The following is a 16,274-nucleotide window of genomic DNA, read 5'->3' as shown; positions in this document are numbered from 1 at the left end:
AGTCCGCAAAAGAATGCGCATAGTGTTTTGCAAAAGATTCATTTGCGTGTTTCGCGTTCATTTGCGGATAGCCTTGCATTCTTTGCCTTATCCGATCGGCAGCGCTTCCTGGCGCACCACTTTCTTTGCGTCCCGGCCGCGCTGCGGTCCGGTCTTGTCGTCCAGCCAGACGATGGCCCCGGTCGGACAGCGCTCGATGGCGATGCGCGAGGCGAGGGCGTTCTTGCTGTAATCGATGACGGCCAGCTCGTTCTGTATGGTGATCAGACCTTCCGGCGCGTCGGCGGCGCAGCGGGCGCAGGCGGTGCAGGCCACCTCGCACTCCAGTTCGGCCTCGTCGCCCGGTTGCCTGTTCTGACAGGCCACCCACAGGCGGCGGCTCACCGGCTGCAGGGAGAACAGGTCCTTGGGGCAGACATCGACGCAGTCACCGCAGGCGGTGCACTTGGCGGCGTCCACCACCGGCAGGCTGTAGCGGTTCATGCTGATGGCGTCGAAGTCGCACACCACCTCGCAGTCGCCCAATCCCAGGCAGCCCCAGGTGCAGCCCTTGCCGCCGCCGGACACCAGGCTGGCGGCCCGGCAGGACTTCATGCCTGCATAGCGGGCGCGGGTGCGGGCGACGTGGACGCCGCCGGCACAGGCCAGGCGCGCCACCTGTTTTTCGATGTTGCCCACGTCTACGCCCAGGTAGTCGGCGATCTCCTGGTTGGCCTCGGCGGAATTCACGGTGCACTGGCCGGGTTCCACCTCGCCCTTGATCAGCAACTCGGCGAAGGGACGGCAGCCGGGGGTACCACAGGCGCCACAGTTGGAGTGGGGCAGCATCTCCTCGACCTCGTCGATGCGCGGGTCCTCATACACATAGAGGCGGCGGCTGGCGATGGCGAGCAGGACGGCCAGGGCTACCCCCAGTGCCGCCATGAAGCCACCGGCTGCTGCGATGTGTAAAATTGGGTTCAACGCACTTAGCCCCTAAGCCAGTCAATACTGCGACGAAATCCTTAGAAAAGCTGTCAAGTAATAACCGTATTACCTTTATGCGTACAAAGTCTAAAATTGTTTCATGTATTTGACGCGGCAATTATTTCAATGCTCAATATTGAAATAGTTAATGATGAGGTCCGGCCATGACGTCGCTGCCCAATCTCTATTACAAACAGAACCGCCTCAAGCAGTTGCGCGCCTTCTGCCACACCGCCCGCACCGGCAGCATCACCCTGGCGGCGGAGTCGCTGTTCCTGAGCCAGCCCTCGGTGTCGCTGCAGATCCAGGCGCTGGAACGGGAGTTCGGCATCACCCTGTTCGAGCGGCGCGGGCCGCAGATCAAGCTGACGCCCGAGGGGGAGACGCTGTACAAGCTGGCGGAGCCGCTGGTGGAGGGTATCGACAAGCTGCACGAGACCTTCGCCGAGCAGTTCGGGGTGCTGGAGTCGGGCGAGCTGAACATCGCCGCCGGGGAATCGACCATCCTCTACATCCTGCCGGAGCCGATGAAGTTGTTCGCCGAGGCCTATCCGCACATCCGCCTCAAGCTGCACAACGTCACCGGCCGCGACGGCCTGGCCATGCTGCGCGCCGATGAGGCGGACTTCGCCGTCGGTTCCATGTTGGAGGTGCCGGATGACATCAGCTACCGTCCGGTGGTGACCTACAACCCGACGCTGATCACCGCCCTCGACCATCCGCTGGCAAAGAAGGAAAACCTGCGCCTGGCCGACATCAGTCCCTACGGCCTGATCCTGCCGCCGCGCCACCTCTCCACCTGGCGCATCGTCGACCTGGTGTTCCAACAGCACAATCTGACCTACAACGTGGCGCTGGAGGCCGGTGGCTGGGAGGTGATCAAGAAATATGTCGAGCTGGGATTGGGTATTTCCATCGTCACCGATGTCTGCCTCACCGGCGAGGAACGCCTGGCGCAGATCCCGCTCAATCAATATTTCCCGCGCCGCACCTACGGCATCGTGCAGCGCAAGGGACGCTTCCTGTCGCCTCAGGCGAAGCGCTTCATCGACATCCTGGCTCAGGTCTTCGTCAGCGACGGCACCGAGCACGGTGTGATGGGCGACGAACCGCCGGATCCCAATCGCCCGTCGATGCCCGCGGATATCCTCTAGTCGCCTGCCCGATGCTGGCTCTGTACTGCGCCGATGCCACGCTGCGGCCGCGCGCCGCCGAACTGGCCGCGCGCTGGGGGGTTCCCCTCGGCGCAGGGGAGCCGGGCGAGACGCCGCGGCTGGTGCTGACCACCGAACACCTGGAGCTGCGCGCCCTGCCCAGTGAAGGCCCGGTGTACGTGGATTTCGTCGGCGGTGCCGTGGGTCACCGGCGCCGTTTCGGCGGCGGCCGCGGTCAGGAGATTGCCAGGGCGGTGGGACTGAAGAAGGGGGCAACGCCGAGCGTGCTGGATGCCACGGCCGGCCTGGGGCGTGATGCCTTTGTATTGGCCAGCCTGGGCTGCACGGTGACGCTCATCGAACGTGCGCCGGTGGTGGCGGCCCTGCTGGAGGACGGGCTGGCGCGTGCGCTACGGGATGCCGAGGTCGCGCCGATCGCCTCGCGTATGCAGTTGTTGTGCGGCAATGCGGTACAGCTCATGCAACTGCTGGACGAAACGGCACGCCCCGATGTGGTGTATCTCGATCCGATGTATCCGCACCGGCGCAAATCGGCGTTGGTGAAAAAGGAGATGCGCCTGTTCCGCGCGGTGGTGGGAGAGGATGCGGATGCCGATGCCTTGCTGCCGGCGGCCCTGGCCTGCGCGCGCCAGCGCGTGGTGGTGAAGCGGCCGGATTATGCCGAACCGATGGCGGGGCGCGCACCGACCATGAGCATCAGCACCAAGAATCACCGTTTCGATGTGTATGTAATCAAGGCGCTGGCGGGTTAGGGGCGCGCATATTCAATCCCGGATGTAGGCATGTCGTATTCACGACCGGTTTCGTCAGGCGCAGCGCGCGAATACGCTTCGCCTACGGATGATGCCGATTCAATGCGAGTCCATGAAAACCGGTATCTTGATGCCGTACTTCTCCGCCGATTCACAATTGACGATGCGATCGTCGCCGCTGCGGGGGGTGGGGTTGGACAGGTCGATGTCGCGCGGGGTGATGAACTGGCGCTTGTTGGTGTCGTAGACCACGCGGACGGTGGGATAAAGCGGTCCCTTCTCGCCCGGTTCCAGCACGATGGCCAGTCGACCGCTCTCCAGCCGTACCAGGGTGCCCACCGGATAGATGCCGACGCAGCGGATGAACTGGTGGACCAGACGTTCGTTGAAATGGAACTTGCTCCACTCCAGCAGTTTGCGCAGCACGATGGTGGGTTCCTCGCCCTTGCGGTAGCAGCGGTCGGCCGAAATGGCGTCGTAGACATCGACGATGGCCGCCATCTGGCCGTAGGGGCTGATTTCGTCACCCTTCAGCTTGAGCGGATAACCAGTGCCGTCGTAGCGTTCGTGATGCTGGGCGGCGACGGCAAGGGATGTGGGACTGATGCCGGCGGTCTGTTCCAGCACCTCGCGGCTGAACACCACATGCTGGCGCATGATGGTGAACTCCTCTGCGGTCAATTTGCCCGGCTTGTTGAGGATGTGGTCCGGTGTCTTGATCTTGCCGATGTCATGCAGCAGGGCGCCGATACCAATCTCATGGATCACGTCCCGATCCAGCCCCAGTTCCTTGGCGAAAGCCAACATCAGTACCCCGACGCTCACCGAATGTTCGAAGGTGTACTTGTCCATCTGGCGGATGCGCCCCAGGCTCATCAGGGCGTGGGGGTTGCGGAAGATGGAGGAGACCATGCCGTCAACCACATGCGTCACCCGTTCCACTTCGATCTGTTTGCCGAGGCGCACGTCCTGCATGATGCTGGTGACCAGGCGTGAGGCCTCGCGCTCGACCCGCTCCGCATTGATACGCTCCTCGCGCACGGAGGTCTGCGGTGCCTCGCCAGTGGAAGGTTCGGCACTGACGCGCTGCAGGCGCCGTTGCAGATCGGCCAGCACCTCTTCCCGCGTCATGGCCGCACTGACATCATCGCCCTTGCCGGTATCGATGTAGACCTCCTGAATGCCCATCGCGCTGATGCGCTGGATGGTCTCGAGATCCTTGATCTTGAAACTGTTGGTTAGAAAGGGATGCTCCATCCAGCCGCAATTGAGGTCGTGGATGTACATGCCGGGGCGCAGTTGCCGGACAGCAACCTTCTTAATGGCGTCGGTCATATGACCTGTAAGGAATTCTCTGGGGCACGATGGCTAAATGGTGCCGCCTCCGGCGGAGTGGAGCAAGGGCTATTGGGTAATGATCACCTTGTCGCCCACCTGCATCAGGTTGTATATCTTGCGCATGTCGGCATTGGCCGCACGCACGCAGCCGCGGGAGACACGGCGCCCGATGAGATCGGGCCGGCTGGTGCCATGGATGGCGTAGCTCTTGCCGATGTTGAGGGCATGGGTGCCGATGGCGCCGCGGAAGCAACGTTGGCCGTTGGCAATGTCCTCGGCGTATTCCCCTTCCATGTACTTGGGTATGCACCACTCGATGCCCTCCGGGTCATGCACCTTCCAGCGCACGGCATATTCGCCCGGCTCGGTGTAATAGCAACGGCCGCCCTGTTCCCTGGGCATGCAGCGGTCCATGCCGAGGGCCACCTTGGTTTGGTAGATCACCTCGTCACCTGTGCTTTTCCGCTCGAATATCTGTAGCAGGAAACTGTTCTTGTTCACCACGATATAGCGCTCCGGAGCGCTGCGCCGGGGTGGTTCGGTTCGCGGTACGACCTCGTTGGCGTAGTGGCGCGAGACCCACAGCGGTTGGTCGAGAGGAGCCCAGGTGTTGTCGGGGAAGTGGCCGCTGATGCGCAGCCAGTCCTCGCCCTCCTGGCGGGCGGTGAATAGGGTGCCGGCATTCCAGATGCCGTTGATACGGCCATCGGGGGTGTCGCGGATGGCGGAGATGGTGGCCAGGCGCCAGGTCTTGGCGGCGGCGGGTTCGGCCGCCGCGCTCTGGCCGGCATGGGCGGGCAGGGCGGTAACGAGCAGCAGCGTGATGAGTAGGGTTCGGATATCTGACATGCTTTATTGCATTTTCTGATTCGTTCGACAGTTTAACGAACCGGGGATCGAGGTCAAGCCACAGGCAAACTCGACGGCGGCACCTATGCTTATGCAGATTGCCATTCAACCGCGCAAGGAGATGAAGCAATGACCGATGTAATCGCGCAATTGGGCAGCGAGGCCGACTATCTGCTGGGGCACCAATGCCAAGGCATCAGAAAGGAAATGTTGCAGCTGCCGGGGCCGGATTATGTGGATCGCGTGATGGCGCTGAAGGACCGGCCGCCGGCGGTACTGCGCAACATGCAACTGCTGTTCAATACCGGCCGCCTGGGCGGCACCGGCTATCTGTCCATCCTGCCGGTGGACCAGGGTGTGGAGCACTCGGCCGGCGCCTCTTTCGCGCCGAACCCCATGTTTTTCGACCCCGACAACATCCCGCGCCTCGCCATCGAGGGAGGCTGCAATGCGGTGGCCTCCACTCTGGGTGTGCTGGGTTCCGTGGCGCGCAAATATGCCCACAAGATTCCGTTTCTGGTGAAGATCAATCACAACGAAATGCTGACCTATCCCGCCATGCACGACCAGACGCTGTTCGCCTCGGTGCAGCAGGCCTTCGATCTGGGCGCGGTGGCGGTGGGGGCGACCATCTATTTCGGTTCGCCCGAGTCGCGTCGCCAGGTAATGGAGATCAGCGAGGCCTTTGCCCTGGCCCATGAACTAGGGATGGTGACGGTGCTGTGGGCCTATCTGCGCAACAGCGCCTTCAAGGTGGGCGATACCGACTATCACGAAAGCGCCGACCTCACCGGCCAGGGCAACCATCTGGCGGTGACCATCAACGCCGACATCGTCAAGCAGAAGCAGGCGGTGAACAACGGCGGTTACAACGCCCTCAAGTTCGGCAAGACCCATCCCCGCGTCTACGACACGCTGACCACCGATCACCCCATCGACCTGGTGCGCTATCAGGTGGCCAACTGCTATATGGGGCGGGTGGGGATGATCAATTCCGGCGGCCCCTCGGGCAAGGACGATCTGCATCAGGCGATTCGCACGGCAGTGATCAACAAGCGCGCCGGCGGCATGGGCCTGATCTCCGGCCGCAAGGCCTTCCAGAAACCGATGCAGGAGGGAGTGGCGTTGCTCAACGCCATTCAGGACGTTTATCTGGCGAAGGAAATCGATATTGCCTGAGCATTCTGGGCCCGAAACGCGAGAGCCCGGCTCGCCGGGCTCTCGTGAAGTCGACGGTAGGGGACGTGCCTGATCAGGCGCCCTGGCGCATCACCCGATCGATTTCTTCCACGATGCAGGCGACGCCTGCGGCGGCCTGCGCGGTTTCGCCGCGCTTGAGGCGGGACTCCAGGCTGTCGGCGGCCGCCTTGAGGGCGGGGACACCGCAATAGGTGGCCGAGCCGTTGAGCTTGTGGACGAGATGCTGCAGCGCCGGGTAATCACCCGCGGCCAGGGCCGCCTGGATGGCGCTGCGCTGCTGGGGGAGTTCCTGCAACAACATGCCGAAGAGTTCGGCCGCCAGTTGGGCGTTGCCGCCGGCGCGTTGCAGGGCCAGGTCCTGGTCGATTACCTTCATTATGGCGTTCATGCCTTTCCTCCTTTCCCTAGGATGATCCTTTAGGGAAGCTCTGAATAAGTTCAGAGCTTCCGCGGCACAGGGATGTGCCGCCATTTTCCAACGACGATAAGTCGTTGGAAAATGAAGCCAATCGAAAATCACGCTTTTCGATTGGCGTGGTCTGAAAAGTCCAGGATGGACTTATTCAGACCTTCCTTAGTTCAAGTGTAATGAAATCACCGGTGCTGGCAAGGATTGATTTATAATCCGCGGTAAATCAATCCCCTGGCACAGGATTAGTCAAAATATGGACTTTCCGACCCTCGAATCCTTCGTCGGCAACACCCCGCTGGTGCGCCTGCAACGCCTGCCCGGCAACACCTCCAACACCCTGCTGGTGAAGCTGGAGGGCAACAATCCGGCCGGCTCGGTGAAAGACCGGCCGGCCCTGTCCATGATCCAGCGCGCCGAGGCGCGCGGCCGGATCAAGCCCGGCGATACCATCATCGAGGCCACCAGTGGCAACACCGGCATCGCCCTGGCCATGGCCGCTGCCATCAAGGGCTACCGCATGGTACTGATCATGCCGGAGAACATGAGCCTGGAACGGCGTGCCGCCATGGCCGCCTACGGCGCCGAACTGGTGCTGGTGTCCAAGGAGGCGAGCATGGAGGGTGCCCGCGATCTGGCCGACCAGATGGAACGCGAAGGCAAGGGCATCGTGCTGAACCAGTTCGCTAACCCGGACAATCCGCAGGCCCACTATGAAGGCACCGGCCCGGAGATCTGGCGCGACACCCACGGCAAGGTGACCCATTTCGTCAGCGCCATGGGCACCACCGGCACCATCATGGGCACCTCGCGTTATCTGAAGGAGCAGAACCCCGCCATTCAGATCGTCGGCGTGCAGCCGGCGGAAGGCGCCAGCATCCCGGGCATCCGGCGCTGGACACCGGAATACCTGCCCACCATCTTCGAGGCCTCCCGCGTCGATCGCACCATCGACATCGGTCAGCAGGAGGCGGAGGAGACCACCCGCGCCCTCGCGGCGCGAGAAGGCATCTTTGCCGGCGTCTCTTCCGGCGGTGCCGTCGCCGCCATGTTGCAGTTGTCGCAGGAAGTGGAGAATGCCGTCATCGTCGGCATCATCTGCGACCGCGGCGACCGCTACCTGTCCACCGGCGTGTTCCCGGCGTGAAAAAAGGCGTTAAACGCAAAGGGCGCAAAAGAGTTGATAGTGAACGAATGCCATGCATATCGTTGCGGTCTTGGCGATCTTTGCGTCTTTGCGTTGAAAGCTTTTGATTCTGAGGTGTTATGAACGTACTGGTGTTCGATATCGAGACGGTACCCGATGTGGCCAGCGGCCGGCGTCTGTACGGCCTGGACGGGCTGGATGATCACGATGTGGCCAACGTGATGTTCCACAAGCGCCGCCAGGAAACCGGCAGCGATTTTCTGCGTCTGCACCTGCAACGCATCGTCGCCATTTCGGTGGTGCTGCGCGCGCGCGACGACCTCAAGGTGTGGTCACTGGGCGAGGAGGTGGCCGATGAAAAGGAGATCGTGCAGCGATTCTTCGACGGCATCGATCGCTTCACGCCGACCCTGGTATCGTGGAATGGCAGCGGCTTCGACCTGCCGGTGCTGCATTACCGTGCCCTGCTGCACGGGATTCAAGCGCCGCGCTACTGGGAAACCGGTGACGAGGACCAGAGTTTCCGCTGGAACAACTACATCAACCGCTACCACTATCGCCATACCGACGTGATGGACGTGCTGGCCGGCTACCAGGCGCGCGCCAACGCGCCGCTGGACGAAGTCGCCACCATGCTCGGTTTTCCCGGCAAGATGGGCATGAGCGGCGACAAGGTGTGGGATGCGTTCCAGGCCGGCGACCTCGCCGGCATCCGCAACTACTGCGAAACCGATGTGCTCAACACCTTCCTGGTCTACCTGCGCTTCGAGCTGATGCGCGGCCGCCTCACGGCGGGCGAATATGAGGCCGAATGCCAGCGCGTGCGCGAGTATCTGGCCAAGGAGAACAAGCCGCACTTCAGCGAATTCCTCGCCAACTGGAAAGGCTGACATAAGAACTTCCACCCCCTGCCGCAGAGACGCAGAGATATCGATTCGAATATTCTGTGGCTCCGCGCCAGATTGGTTTTTTCCGTTTTCTTCTGCCGTGGCTGCGAACTGAAAGTACCGAAACCTGCTATGTCCCGACGCAAAAAGAAACCTCTGCCCACGACGCCGGTGCGTGTCACCATCGAAAGCCTCAACCATGAAGGCCGCGGCGTCGGCCGGGTCGATGGCAAGACCGTGTTCGTCGCCGGTGCGTTGCCGGGCGAGGAAGTGGAGTTCACCTACAGCGCCATCCACCGCAACTTCGACGAGGGCGATGCGGTGAACATCATCACCGCCTCGCCCGAGCGCGTGGCGCCGCGCTGCCCGCACTTCAGTGTCTGCGGCGGATGTGCCATGCAGCATCTCGCCCCGGATGCGCAGATTGCCTACAAGCAGAAGGTGCTGCTGGATGATTTCAGGCACATCGGCAAGGTACAGCCGCAGGAGGTCCTGCCGCCGCTGCGCGGCCCGCACTGGGGCTACCGACGCAAGGCGCGCCTGGGCGTCAAGTACGTGCCGAAGAAGGGCAAGGTGCTGGTGGGGTTCCGCGAGCGCAGTAGCCCGTTCCTCGCAGAACTGACCCGCTGCGAGGTGCTGCACCCGAGTGTGGGCGAGCGCATCGAGGCGCTGGGCGCAATGATCGGCACACTGTCGGTGCGCGACAAGATCGCACAGATCGAAGTGGCGGTGGACGACACGCAGACGGCGCTGGCTCTGCGCAATCTGGTCGAACTGAGCGACGAAGACAAGGCCAGGTTCAAGGCCTTCGCCATCGAGCACAACATCCATATTTACCTGCAGCCGGGCGGCGCCGATTCGCTGCAACCGCTGTGGCCGGAGCAGATCCAGCTGCGTTATGTGCTGGACAACTACGATGTCAGCTTCGGCTTCAAGCCCGGCGACTTCACCCAGGTGAACACCGACATCAACCGCCAGATGATCGACCGGGCCATCGCAATGCTGGAGCTCACGCCGGAAGACCGCGTGCTCGATCTGTTCTGTGGCCTCGGTAATTTCACCCTGCCACTGGCGCGCCGCTGCCGCGAGGTGGTGGGAGTGGAGGGCGAGACCAAGCTGGTGGAACGTGCCCGGGTCAATGCGACGGAGAATCAACTGGGCAACGTTCAATTCCATGCCGCCGACCTCGCCGGTGATCTGGAACACTCGCCGTGGTGGAAGCAGGGCTTCGACAAGGTGTTGCTCGACCCGCCGCGCCTCGGCGCACAGGAGACGCTGGCACATATCGCCAGGATGAAGGTGGGACGTATCGTTTATGTTTCCTGCAATCCGGCCACGTTGGCCCGTGATGCCGGAATACTGGTCAACGAGTATGGCTACCGGCTGGTGCAGGCCGGGGTGATGGACATGTTCCCGCACACGGCGCATGTGGAGTCGATTGCGCTGTTTGTGAGGGGGAAGAAGTAGAGGGCACTGCCTTCTCGAGGCTCCCTCCATCGCGCGTCCCGACGATACGATCTTTCAAGCTCGCAGGGGGGGCGAGACCCTGGTATTTGTATGTGCTGATGCACTTGCTAAGGAAGGTCTGAATAAGTCCATCCTGGACTTCTCAGACCACGCCAAGCGAAAAGTGTGATTTTCGCTTGGCTTCATTTTTCAACGACTTGTCGTCGTTGAAAAATGGCGGCACATCCCTGTGCCGCGGAAGCTCTGAACTTATTCAGAGCTTCCCTAAGGAATGTCTGAATGAGTCCGTCCATGGACAAAATCCACTCACTATTTCACTGGCAGGCATGTCCGTCCCCAGTAGGGCGGCCCGAAATATGTGCAGGAACGTCCGCTCTTCCTACGATTTCCAAGATACGGCCCAATTCCCGCAAAGAGCGAATCTGAGCAAACACCTTGTCCGCCCCTGTATGCCGCAGTCGCAACATCCCCAGCCACTGCTTGAGACGGGCGCTGAGGCCACGGGTTCCCGGCGCATACTGTTCCAGCAGCCGCGGCAGCAGGAGACGTATCGTGGGCCACTGCATGGCGGCGATCTCCCGGCCTTCCTGCCAGGCGCGCAGTTGCAGGGCGAGATCGGGTTGCATCAGGGCGCCGCGGCCGAGCATGGCGTGTCGGCAGCCGCTGACCTCGTGGCAGCGGCGCCAGTCATCGACGCTGTTGATGTCGCCGTTGGCTATCACCGGAATCTTCAGTGCGTCATTGATGGAGCGCAACCATTGCCAGCGGACGGGGGCGCGGTAGCCGTCCTCCCGGGTGCGGGCATGGACGGTGAGGAAGTCGGCGCCGGCCTCCTGAATTCCAAGCGAAATCTCCACCGCGTTGTCCGGCGCATCGTAGCCGAGGCGCATCTTGGCCGAGACCGGGATTTCCCCGGGTAAGGCACGGCGCACCGCGCGGACGATGTCATGGATGCGTTCGGGTTCGCGCAGCAGTGCCGCGCCGCCTCCCTTGCGGTTGACGAAGCGGGAGGGGCAGCCGAAGTTGAGGTCGATGGCCGTGGCGCCGAGGTGTACGGCGCGCCGGGCGCTGACGGCCAGCAGTTCCGGGTCGCTGCCGAGCAGCTGCAGGATCACCGGCGTGCCGCTGGCAGTGCGGCTGCCCTGGGCCAGTTCGGGAAAGTGTTTGTGGTAGATGCGTTCAGGCAGTTCGCCGTCGCTGAGACGCAGGAACTCGGTGACGCAGGCGTCGTAGCCACCGATGCCGGTGAGCAGTCGGCGCATCGGGGCGTCGATGACGCCTTCCATGGGGGCGAGCAGGATGCGCATGGTGCTCAGAGCAGTTCGGTGTCGTCGTGGCTGTAGGCCGGGGCGCAGCAGCACAGGATACGCAACGGTTCGTCGCCGGTGTTGCGTACGGCGTGCGGCGTGCCGGGCGGGATGCAGACGGTGTCGCCGGGGGCAATGGGAAACTCCTCGCCACCCAGTTGCATCACGCCGTGGCCGGCGCTGATGTGGTACAGCTCTTCGGTCTGCCGATGGCGGTGCAGGGCGGTGGCCTGGCCAGGCTGTACCGTGGCCTCGGCCAGGCTCTGATTGCGGTTGCCGTGCACGGCCGGGTGCAGCAATTCACGGATCTCGGAACCGTCCCTGGTTCGATACGGTGCTATGGCCGCGTAGTGTGAGCGCATCGGTTTCATCGGTCATGGGGCCGGGGGTGGATAATCAAGCCGGGGTGGCAGCTGCCGGCCGGCATGGTGTGGGTAGTCAAGCTCTTCGTTCCGGAAAAACAAGGGAATGCGTGCCCGTCAAGAATACACAAACCGGACCCTATGGCCTACCATGGTGGCATTGTGCAAGGACATGACCATGGCGATGGAAATCGAGCGCAAATTTCTGGTGAAGGACGACGGCTGGCGGATGGTGGCCGATGCCGGCACGCGCTATCGCCAGGGCTATCTGGTGGGGTCGAAGCAGGCTTCGGTGCGTGTGCGCATCGAAGGTGATCACGCACGCCTCAACATCAAGAGCGCCACCCTGGGCGTGACGCGCCAGGAATACGAATACGCCATCCCGCTGGCCGATGCTGCTGCCATGCTCGATACGCTGTGCGAAAAGCCGCTCATCGAGAAGGTGCGCCATCATGTGCATTTCGGCGGCCGGGTGTGGGATGTGGATGTGTTTGCCGGCGACAATGCGGGGCTGGTGGTGGCCGAAGTGGAGCTGGAGGCGGAGGACGCGCCGTTGCAGTTGCCGCCCTGGGCCGGGCGCGAGGTGTCGCACGAGCCGCGTTATTACAATGTGTGCCTGGTCAAGCATCCCTACAAGGACTGGACGGCGGATGAACGCGGAACGCTGGATTGAAATCAGCCTCGCCGAGCAGCGCCTGCGCCTGTACCAAGGCGACGAGCTCTTGCTGGAGGCGCCGGTATCCACCGCGGCCAACGGGGCCGGCGAGGTGAGCGGCAGCGGCTGCACGCCGCGCGGGTGGCATGTGGTGCGGGCGCGCATCGGCGCGGACAGCCCGGCCAATACGGTGTTTGTCGGCCGGCGTCCGACCGGCGAGATACTCACCCCGGAACTGCGTGCTGCGGAACCGCAGCGCGACTGGATTCTGACGCGCATCCTATGGCTGTCCGGCCTGGAGCGCGGCAGAAACCGTCTCGGCCAGGTGGATACCATGCGCCGTTACATCTACATCCACGGTACGCCCGACGAGGAGATGCTGGGCGTGCCGGTTTCGCATGGCTGTATCCGCATGCGCAATGCCGATATCATGGCTTTGTTCGAGCAGGTGCCTGCCGGCACCCGTGTGTTGATTACCGAGGGAGAGAGGGTATGAGCAGGATTGAGGTGGTGGCTGCCACGCTGGCGGCGCTGACGCTGTCGGGTTGTGTGCTGGAGCCGGTGCGTACATCCGGCCGTGTGGTGGTGCAGGACGAGAACACGCGCGTCGAGGTGGCCTTCAACGAGCAGGACCGCAGACGCATTCGCGAGTATTACGAGGCCCGGCAGCGCCAGCATACGGGTAACAAACCGCACAAGAACGGCCTGCCTCCGGGACTGGCCAAGCGCGAGCAGTTGCCGCCGGGCCTGCAGAAACAGGTGGAGAAGAACGGCACCCTGCCGCCGGGCCTGCAAACACGTTCCCTACCGCCGGAACTGGAGCGTGAGCTGTCGCCGGTGCCGCCCGGCTATGTGCGGGTGGAGGTCGGTGCCGATGTCGTGTTGATGAATGGCAAGACCCGCGTCATCGTCGATGTGGTCAAGGATCTGCCGCTGTAAATCATCGACTGTGTGGTGGCTGCGTGCCGCCACACTTCCCAGGTTCGATCGATGGAGTTTGCCCCATGTCGCTAGGCCCGGTCATGCTGGACCTGCACGGCACCACGCTGTTGCCGGAGGAGCGCGAGCTTTTGCGCCATCCGCTGGTGGGTGGCGTGATTCTGTTCACGCGCAACTATGAGTCCCCCGAGCAGTTGAGCGCGCTGTTGCGCGAGGTGCATGCACTGCGCGAGCCGCGCCTGCTGGTGGCGGTGGATCATGAGGGCGGGCGCGTGCAGCGCTTCCGCACCGGTTTCACTCCGCTGCCGCCGGCGCGGGTGTTCGGCGACATTCATGCCCGCGACCCGCGCCGGGCACGCCGCCTGGCCGAGGCGACGGGATGGGTGATGGCCAGCGAGCTGCGCGCGGTCGGTGTGGACTTCAGTTTTGCCCCGGTGCTGGATGTGGATCGCGGCGTCAGCCGGGTGATCGGCGATCGCGCCTTTCATCATAGCCCGGATGTGGTGGCCGAACTGGCGCACAGCTACATGGTCGGCATGCGCAAGGCCGGCATGGCGGCCACCGGCAAGCATTTTCCCGGCCATGGCGCGGTGGAGGCGGATTCCCATCTGGCCCTGCCGGTGGACGAGCGGCGTTATGAGGACATCTATGCCGAGGACATCGTGCCGTTCGAACGCATGATCGGCTACGGCCTGGCCGCAGTCATGCCGGCCCATGTGGTGTACTCGAAGGTCGATGCGCAACCCGCAGGCTTTTCCCGCTTCTGGCTCGGCGAGGTGTTGCGCCGTCGTCTCGGTTTTCAGGGTGTCATCTTCTCCGACGATCTCAGCATGGAAGGCGCTGCCTGTGGCGGCGATTACGCTGGGCGTGCCGCGGCGGCGGTGGAGGCGGGCTGTGATATGGTGCTGGTATGCAACAACCGGGCAGGTGTCGAGGCCGTGCTCGACGGCTTCAGGCCACGGCATGATCCGGTGCTGCACACGCGCCTGGCGCGCATGCACGGCCGCCATCCGGTGAGTTGGGACTCGTTGCATCGCGACCCGCACTGGCAGCAGGCGGTGCATGCCGTGGAACGCCTGGCACAGGATCCGACCATGGAATTCGATTTCTGAATCTGGAGGTGGCGTGAGTCTCGAATCGATCTGGCAGAGCATGGGTGGGCGCGATGGAACCTGGTTTCTCGTGGCGCAGGTATTTCTGGTGGTGTTCGCCACCCTGATGCTGGACTTCGTCCAGAAACGCCTGCTGAAACGTCTCCATGCCCGCTTGCTGCTGACCCGTCACCACTGGGATCACATCTTCGTCGAGTCCCTGCGCCAGCCGCTGACCCTGCTCATCTGGGTGGTGGGTATCACCTTTGCCGCGGATATCCTCGGTCGTCGCGCCGATGTCGTGGTGTTCGAGGCGGCGGCGCCGCTGCGCAGCCTGGGCGTGATCATCGCCCTGGCCTGGTTCCTGTTCCGTTTCATCCGCAACATGGAGCAGGACATCCTCACCAGCGCGGCGGCGGAAGGGCGGAACGTCGATGCCACCACGGTGGACGCGGTAGGAAAACTGCTGCGCGTGTCCGTCGGCATCACCGCCGCGCTGATGGCCCTGCAGACGCTTGGCTTCAACATCTCCGGCATCCTCGCCTTCGGCGGCATCGGTGGCATCGCCGTCGGTTTCGCCGCCAAGGACCTGCTGGCCAATTTTTTCGGTGGTTTGATGATCTATCTCGACCGTCCCTTTGCCGTGGGCGACTGGGTACGCTCGCCCGATCGCAATATCGAGGGGACGGTGGAACAGATCGGCTGGCGCCTGACGGTGATCCGCACCTTCGACAAACGGCCTTTGTACGTACCCAATTCCACCTTCTCCAGCATCGCAGTGGAAAATCCGTCACGCATGAGTCATCGCCGCATCTTTGAAACCATCGGCATTCGTTACGACGATGCCGGCAAAATGGCGGCAATCACGGCCGACGTGCGCGCCATGCTGGAGCGGCATCCCGAAATCGACGCCACACAGACGCTGATCGTCAACTTCAACGCCTTTGCGCCGTCTTCGCTGGATTTCTTCATCTACACCTTCACCAAAACCACCAACTGGGTGCACTACCATGCGGTAAAACAGGATGTGCTGCTCAAGGTGGTGGAGATCATCGCGCGCCATGGTGCCGAGATCGCCTTTCCCACATCCACCCTGCACATCCCCGACGGCATCCATCTGCAGACGCCGTCCGCCAGTGCGCAATCCTAGAGGTCCAGCATGTCCATTACCCCGCAACAGGCGGAGCAGGTGTATCGCGAGGCCGATTGTCTGTATTCGGGAGCCGAAGTCGACGCCGCCATCGCCGCTATGGCCGGCGCCATCACCACGCAGCTGCGCGACAGCAATCCGCTGGTGTTGTGCGTGATGACCGGCGCCTTGATTCCCATGGGACAGTTGCTTACCCATCTGGATTTCCCGCTGCAGATTGATTATGTCCACGCCACGCGCTACCGCGGCGACACCTGTGGTGGCGAGTTGTGTTGGCTGGCCCGGCCGCGCAACCCGGTACGGGATCGCGTAGTGCTGGTGGTGGACGACATTCTGGATGAGGGCATTACGCTGAAGGCGATCCTTGAGGAGTTGCGGGCGCAGGGGGCGCGCGCCGTCTACAGCGCTGTGCTGGTGGAGAAGGAACACGCGCGCAAGAACGGTTTGCAGGCGGATTTCGTCGGCCTCACGGTGCCGGACCGCTATGTCTTCGGCTACGGCATGGACTACAAGGACTACCTGCGCAACGCGCCCGGCATCTACGCCGTGCGCGGGCTTTGATCAACGTTTTTTCTATCGG

The 16,274-nt window shown here is 62.9% G+C and carries 18 protein-coding genes; 12 read left to right on the top strand and 6 right to left on the bottom strand.

Annotated elements, in window-relative coordinates:
- Positions 1–87 precede the first annotated feature (87 nt).
- Positions 88–924 carry an RnfABCDGE type electron transport complex subunit B gene (locus EP379_RS07825; protein WP_127477276.1) on the bottom strand — a complete coding sequence of 279 codons (837 nt, stop codon included), beginning with the start codon at positions 922–924 and terminating at the stop codon, positions 88–90.
- 206 nt (positions 925–1,130) lie between these two features.
- Here EP379_RS07825 and EP379_RS07820 point away from each other — a divergent pair, with 206 nt between their 5' ends.
- Positions 1,131–2,120, top strand: a complete 990-nt coding sequence (locus EP379_RS07820; RefSeq protein ID WP_127477275.1) for a LysR family transcriptional regulator — start codon at positions 1,131–1,133, stop codon at positions 2,118–2,120.
- Between the two features lie 11 nt (positions 2,121–2,131).
- Complete coding sequence (locus EP379_RS07815) at positions 2,132–2,893, top strand: class I SAM-dependent methyltransferase (protein WP_127477274.1); 762 nt, start codon at positions 2,132–2,134, stop codon at positions 2,891–2,893.
- A 99-nt stretch (positions 2,894–2,992) separates the two neighbouring features.
- Here EP379_RS07815 and EP379_RS07810 read toward each other — a convergent pair whose 3' ends face one another.
- Positions 2,993–4,228 carry an HD-GYP domain-containing protein gene (locus EP379_RS07810; protein ID WP_127477273.1) on the bottom strand — a complete coding sequence of 412 codons (1,236 nt, stop codon included), beginning with the start codon at positions 4,226–4,228 and terminating at the stop codon, positions 2,993–2,995.
- A gap of 69 nt (positions 4,229–4,297) precedes the next feature.
- Positions 4,298–5,080, bottom strand: a complete 783-nt coding sequence (locus tag EP379_RS07805) for a L,D-transpeptidase (RefSeq protein WP_127477272.1) — start codon at positions 5,078–5,080, stop codon at positions 4,298–4,300.
- 129 nt (positions 5,081–5,209) lie between these two features.
- On the opposite strand from EP379_RS07805, the gene EP379_RS07800 reads away from it, so the two are divergent.
- Positions 5,210–6,259: a class I fructose-bisphosphate aldolase gene (locus EP379_RS07800; protein WP_127477271.1), complete on the top strand. Its 1,050-nt coding sequence runs from the start codon at positions 5,210–5,212 to the stop codon at positions 6,257–6,259.
- 73 nt (positions 6,260–6,332) lie between these two features.
- Here EP379_RS07800 and EP379_RS07795 read toward each other — a convergent pair whose 3' ends face one another.
- Positions 6,333–6,668 (bottom strand): Hpt domain-containing protein, encoded by a 336-nt coding sequence (locus EP379_RS07795; RefSeq protein ID WP_172600418.1) that lies wholly within the window; start codon positions 6,666–6,668, stop codon positions 6,333–6,335.
- 277 nt (positions 6,669–6,945) lie between these two features.
- Between EP379_RS07795 and cysM the strand changes: the two genes are divergently transcribed.
- The 3 genes from cysM to rlmD all read left to right on the top strand — a co-directional run bounded on the left by cysM (position 6,946) and on the right by rlmD (position 10,190).
- Complete coding sequence (gene cysM, locus EP379_RS07790) at positions 6,946–7,836, top strand: cysteine synthase CysM (RefSeq protein ID WP_127477269.1); 891 nt, start codon at positions 6,946–6,948, stop codon at positions 7,834–7,836.
- 119 nt (positions 7,837–7,955) lie between these two features.
- A complete protein-coding gene (locus EP379_RS07785; RefSeq protein ID WP_127477268.1) occupies positions 7,956–8,726 on the top strand; it encodes a 3'-5' exonuclease in 771 nt (256 codons plus the stop codon).
- Between the two features lie 129 nt (positions 8,727–8,855).
- Positions 8,856–10,190: a 23S rRNA (uracil(1939)-C(5))-methyltransferase RlmD gene (rlmD, locus tag EP379_RS07780; RefSeq protein ID WP_127477267.1), complete on the top strand. Its 1,335-nt coding sequence runs from the start codon at positions 8,856–8,858 to the stop codon at positions 10,188–10,190.
- A 314-nt stretch (positions 10,191–10,504) separates the two neighbouring features.
- On the opposite strand, the gene EP379_RS07775 is transcribed toward rlmD, so the two are convergent.
- Together EP379_RS07775 and EP379_RS07770 are read right to left on the bottom strand one after the other, a co-directional pair.
- Positions 10,505–11,497: a tRNA dihydrouridine synthase gene (locus tag EP379_RS07775; protein ID WP_127477266.1), complete on the bottom strand. Its 993-nt coding sequence runs from the start codon at positions 11,495–11,497 to the stop codon at positions 10,505–10,507.
- A gap of 5 nt (positions 11,498–11,502) precedes the next feature.
- Complete coding sequence (locus tag EP379_RS07770) at positions 11,503–11,859, bottom strand: cupin domain-containing protein (RefSeq protein WP_127477265.1); 357 nt, start codon at positions 11,857–11,859, stop codon at positions 11,503–11,505.
- A 178-nt stretch (positions 11,860–12,037) separates the two neighbouring features.
- Here EP379_RS07770 and EP379_RS07765 point away from each other — a divergent pair, with 178 nt between their 5' ends.
- The 6 genes from EP379_RS07765 to EP379_RS07740 all read left to right on the top strand — a co-directional run bounded on the left by EP379_RS07765 (position 12,038) and on the right by EP379_RS07740 (position 16,255).
- Positions 12,038–12,532: a CYTH domain-containing protein gene (locus EP379_RS07765; protein ID WP_127477264.1), complete on the top strand. Its 495-nt coding sequence runs from the start codon at positions 12,038–12,040 to the stop codon at positions 12,530–12,532.
- Positions 12,510–13,010: a L,D-transpeptidase gene (locus EP379_RS07760; RefSeq protein WP_127477263.1), complete on the top strand. Its 501-nt coding sequence runs from the start codon at positions 12,510–12,512 to the stop codon at positions 13,008–13,010. The genes EP379_RS07765 and EP379_RS07760 overlap by 23 nt, the downstream gene beginning before the upstream one ends.
- A complete protein-coding gene (locus tag EP379_RS07755; RefSeq protein WP_127477262.1) occupies positions 13,007–13,453 on the top strand; it encodes a hypothetical protein in 447 nt (148 codons plus the stop codon). The genes EP379_RS07760 and EP379_RS07755 overlap by 4 nt, the downstream gene beginning before the upstream one ends.
- A 65-nt stretch (positions 13,454–13,518) precedes the next feature.
- A complete protein-coding gene (gene nagZ / locus EP379_RS07750; RefSeq protein WP_127477261.1) occupies positions 13,519–14,565 on the top strand; it encodes a beta-N-acetylhexosaminidase in 1,047 nt (348 codons plus the stop codon).
- A gap of 40 nt (positions 14,566–14,605) precedes the next feature.
- Entirely contained in the window at positions 14,606–15,694 is a 1,089-nt protein-coding gene (locus EP379_RS07745; protein ID WP_127478867.1) for a mechanosensitive ion channel family protein, read from the top strand.
- Between the two features lie 9 nt (positions 15,695–15,703).
- Positions 15,704–16,255, top strand: coding sequence for a hypoxanthine-guanine phosphoribosyltransferase (locus tag EP379_RS07740; protein WP_127477260.1), 552 nt, complete (start codon positions 15,704–15,706; stop codon positions 16,253–16,255).
- The last annotated feature ends 19 nt before the right edge of the window (positions 16,256–16,274 follow it).

It is taken from the genome of Sulfurivermis fontis (genome assembly GCF_004001245.1).
GTDB classification, from domain to species: domain Bacteria; phylum Pseudomonadota; class Gammaproteobacteria; order Thiohalomonadales; family Thiohalomonadaceae; genus Sulfurivermis; species Sulfurivermis fontis.
This window is presented reverse-complemented; position numbering and strand designations above follow the sequence as displayed.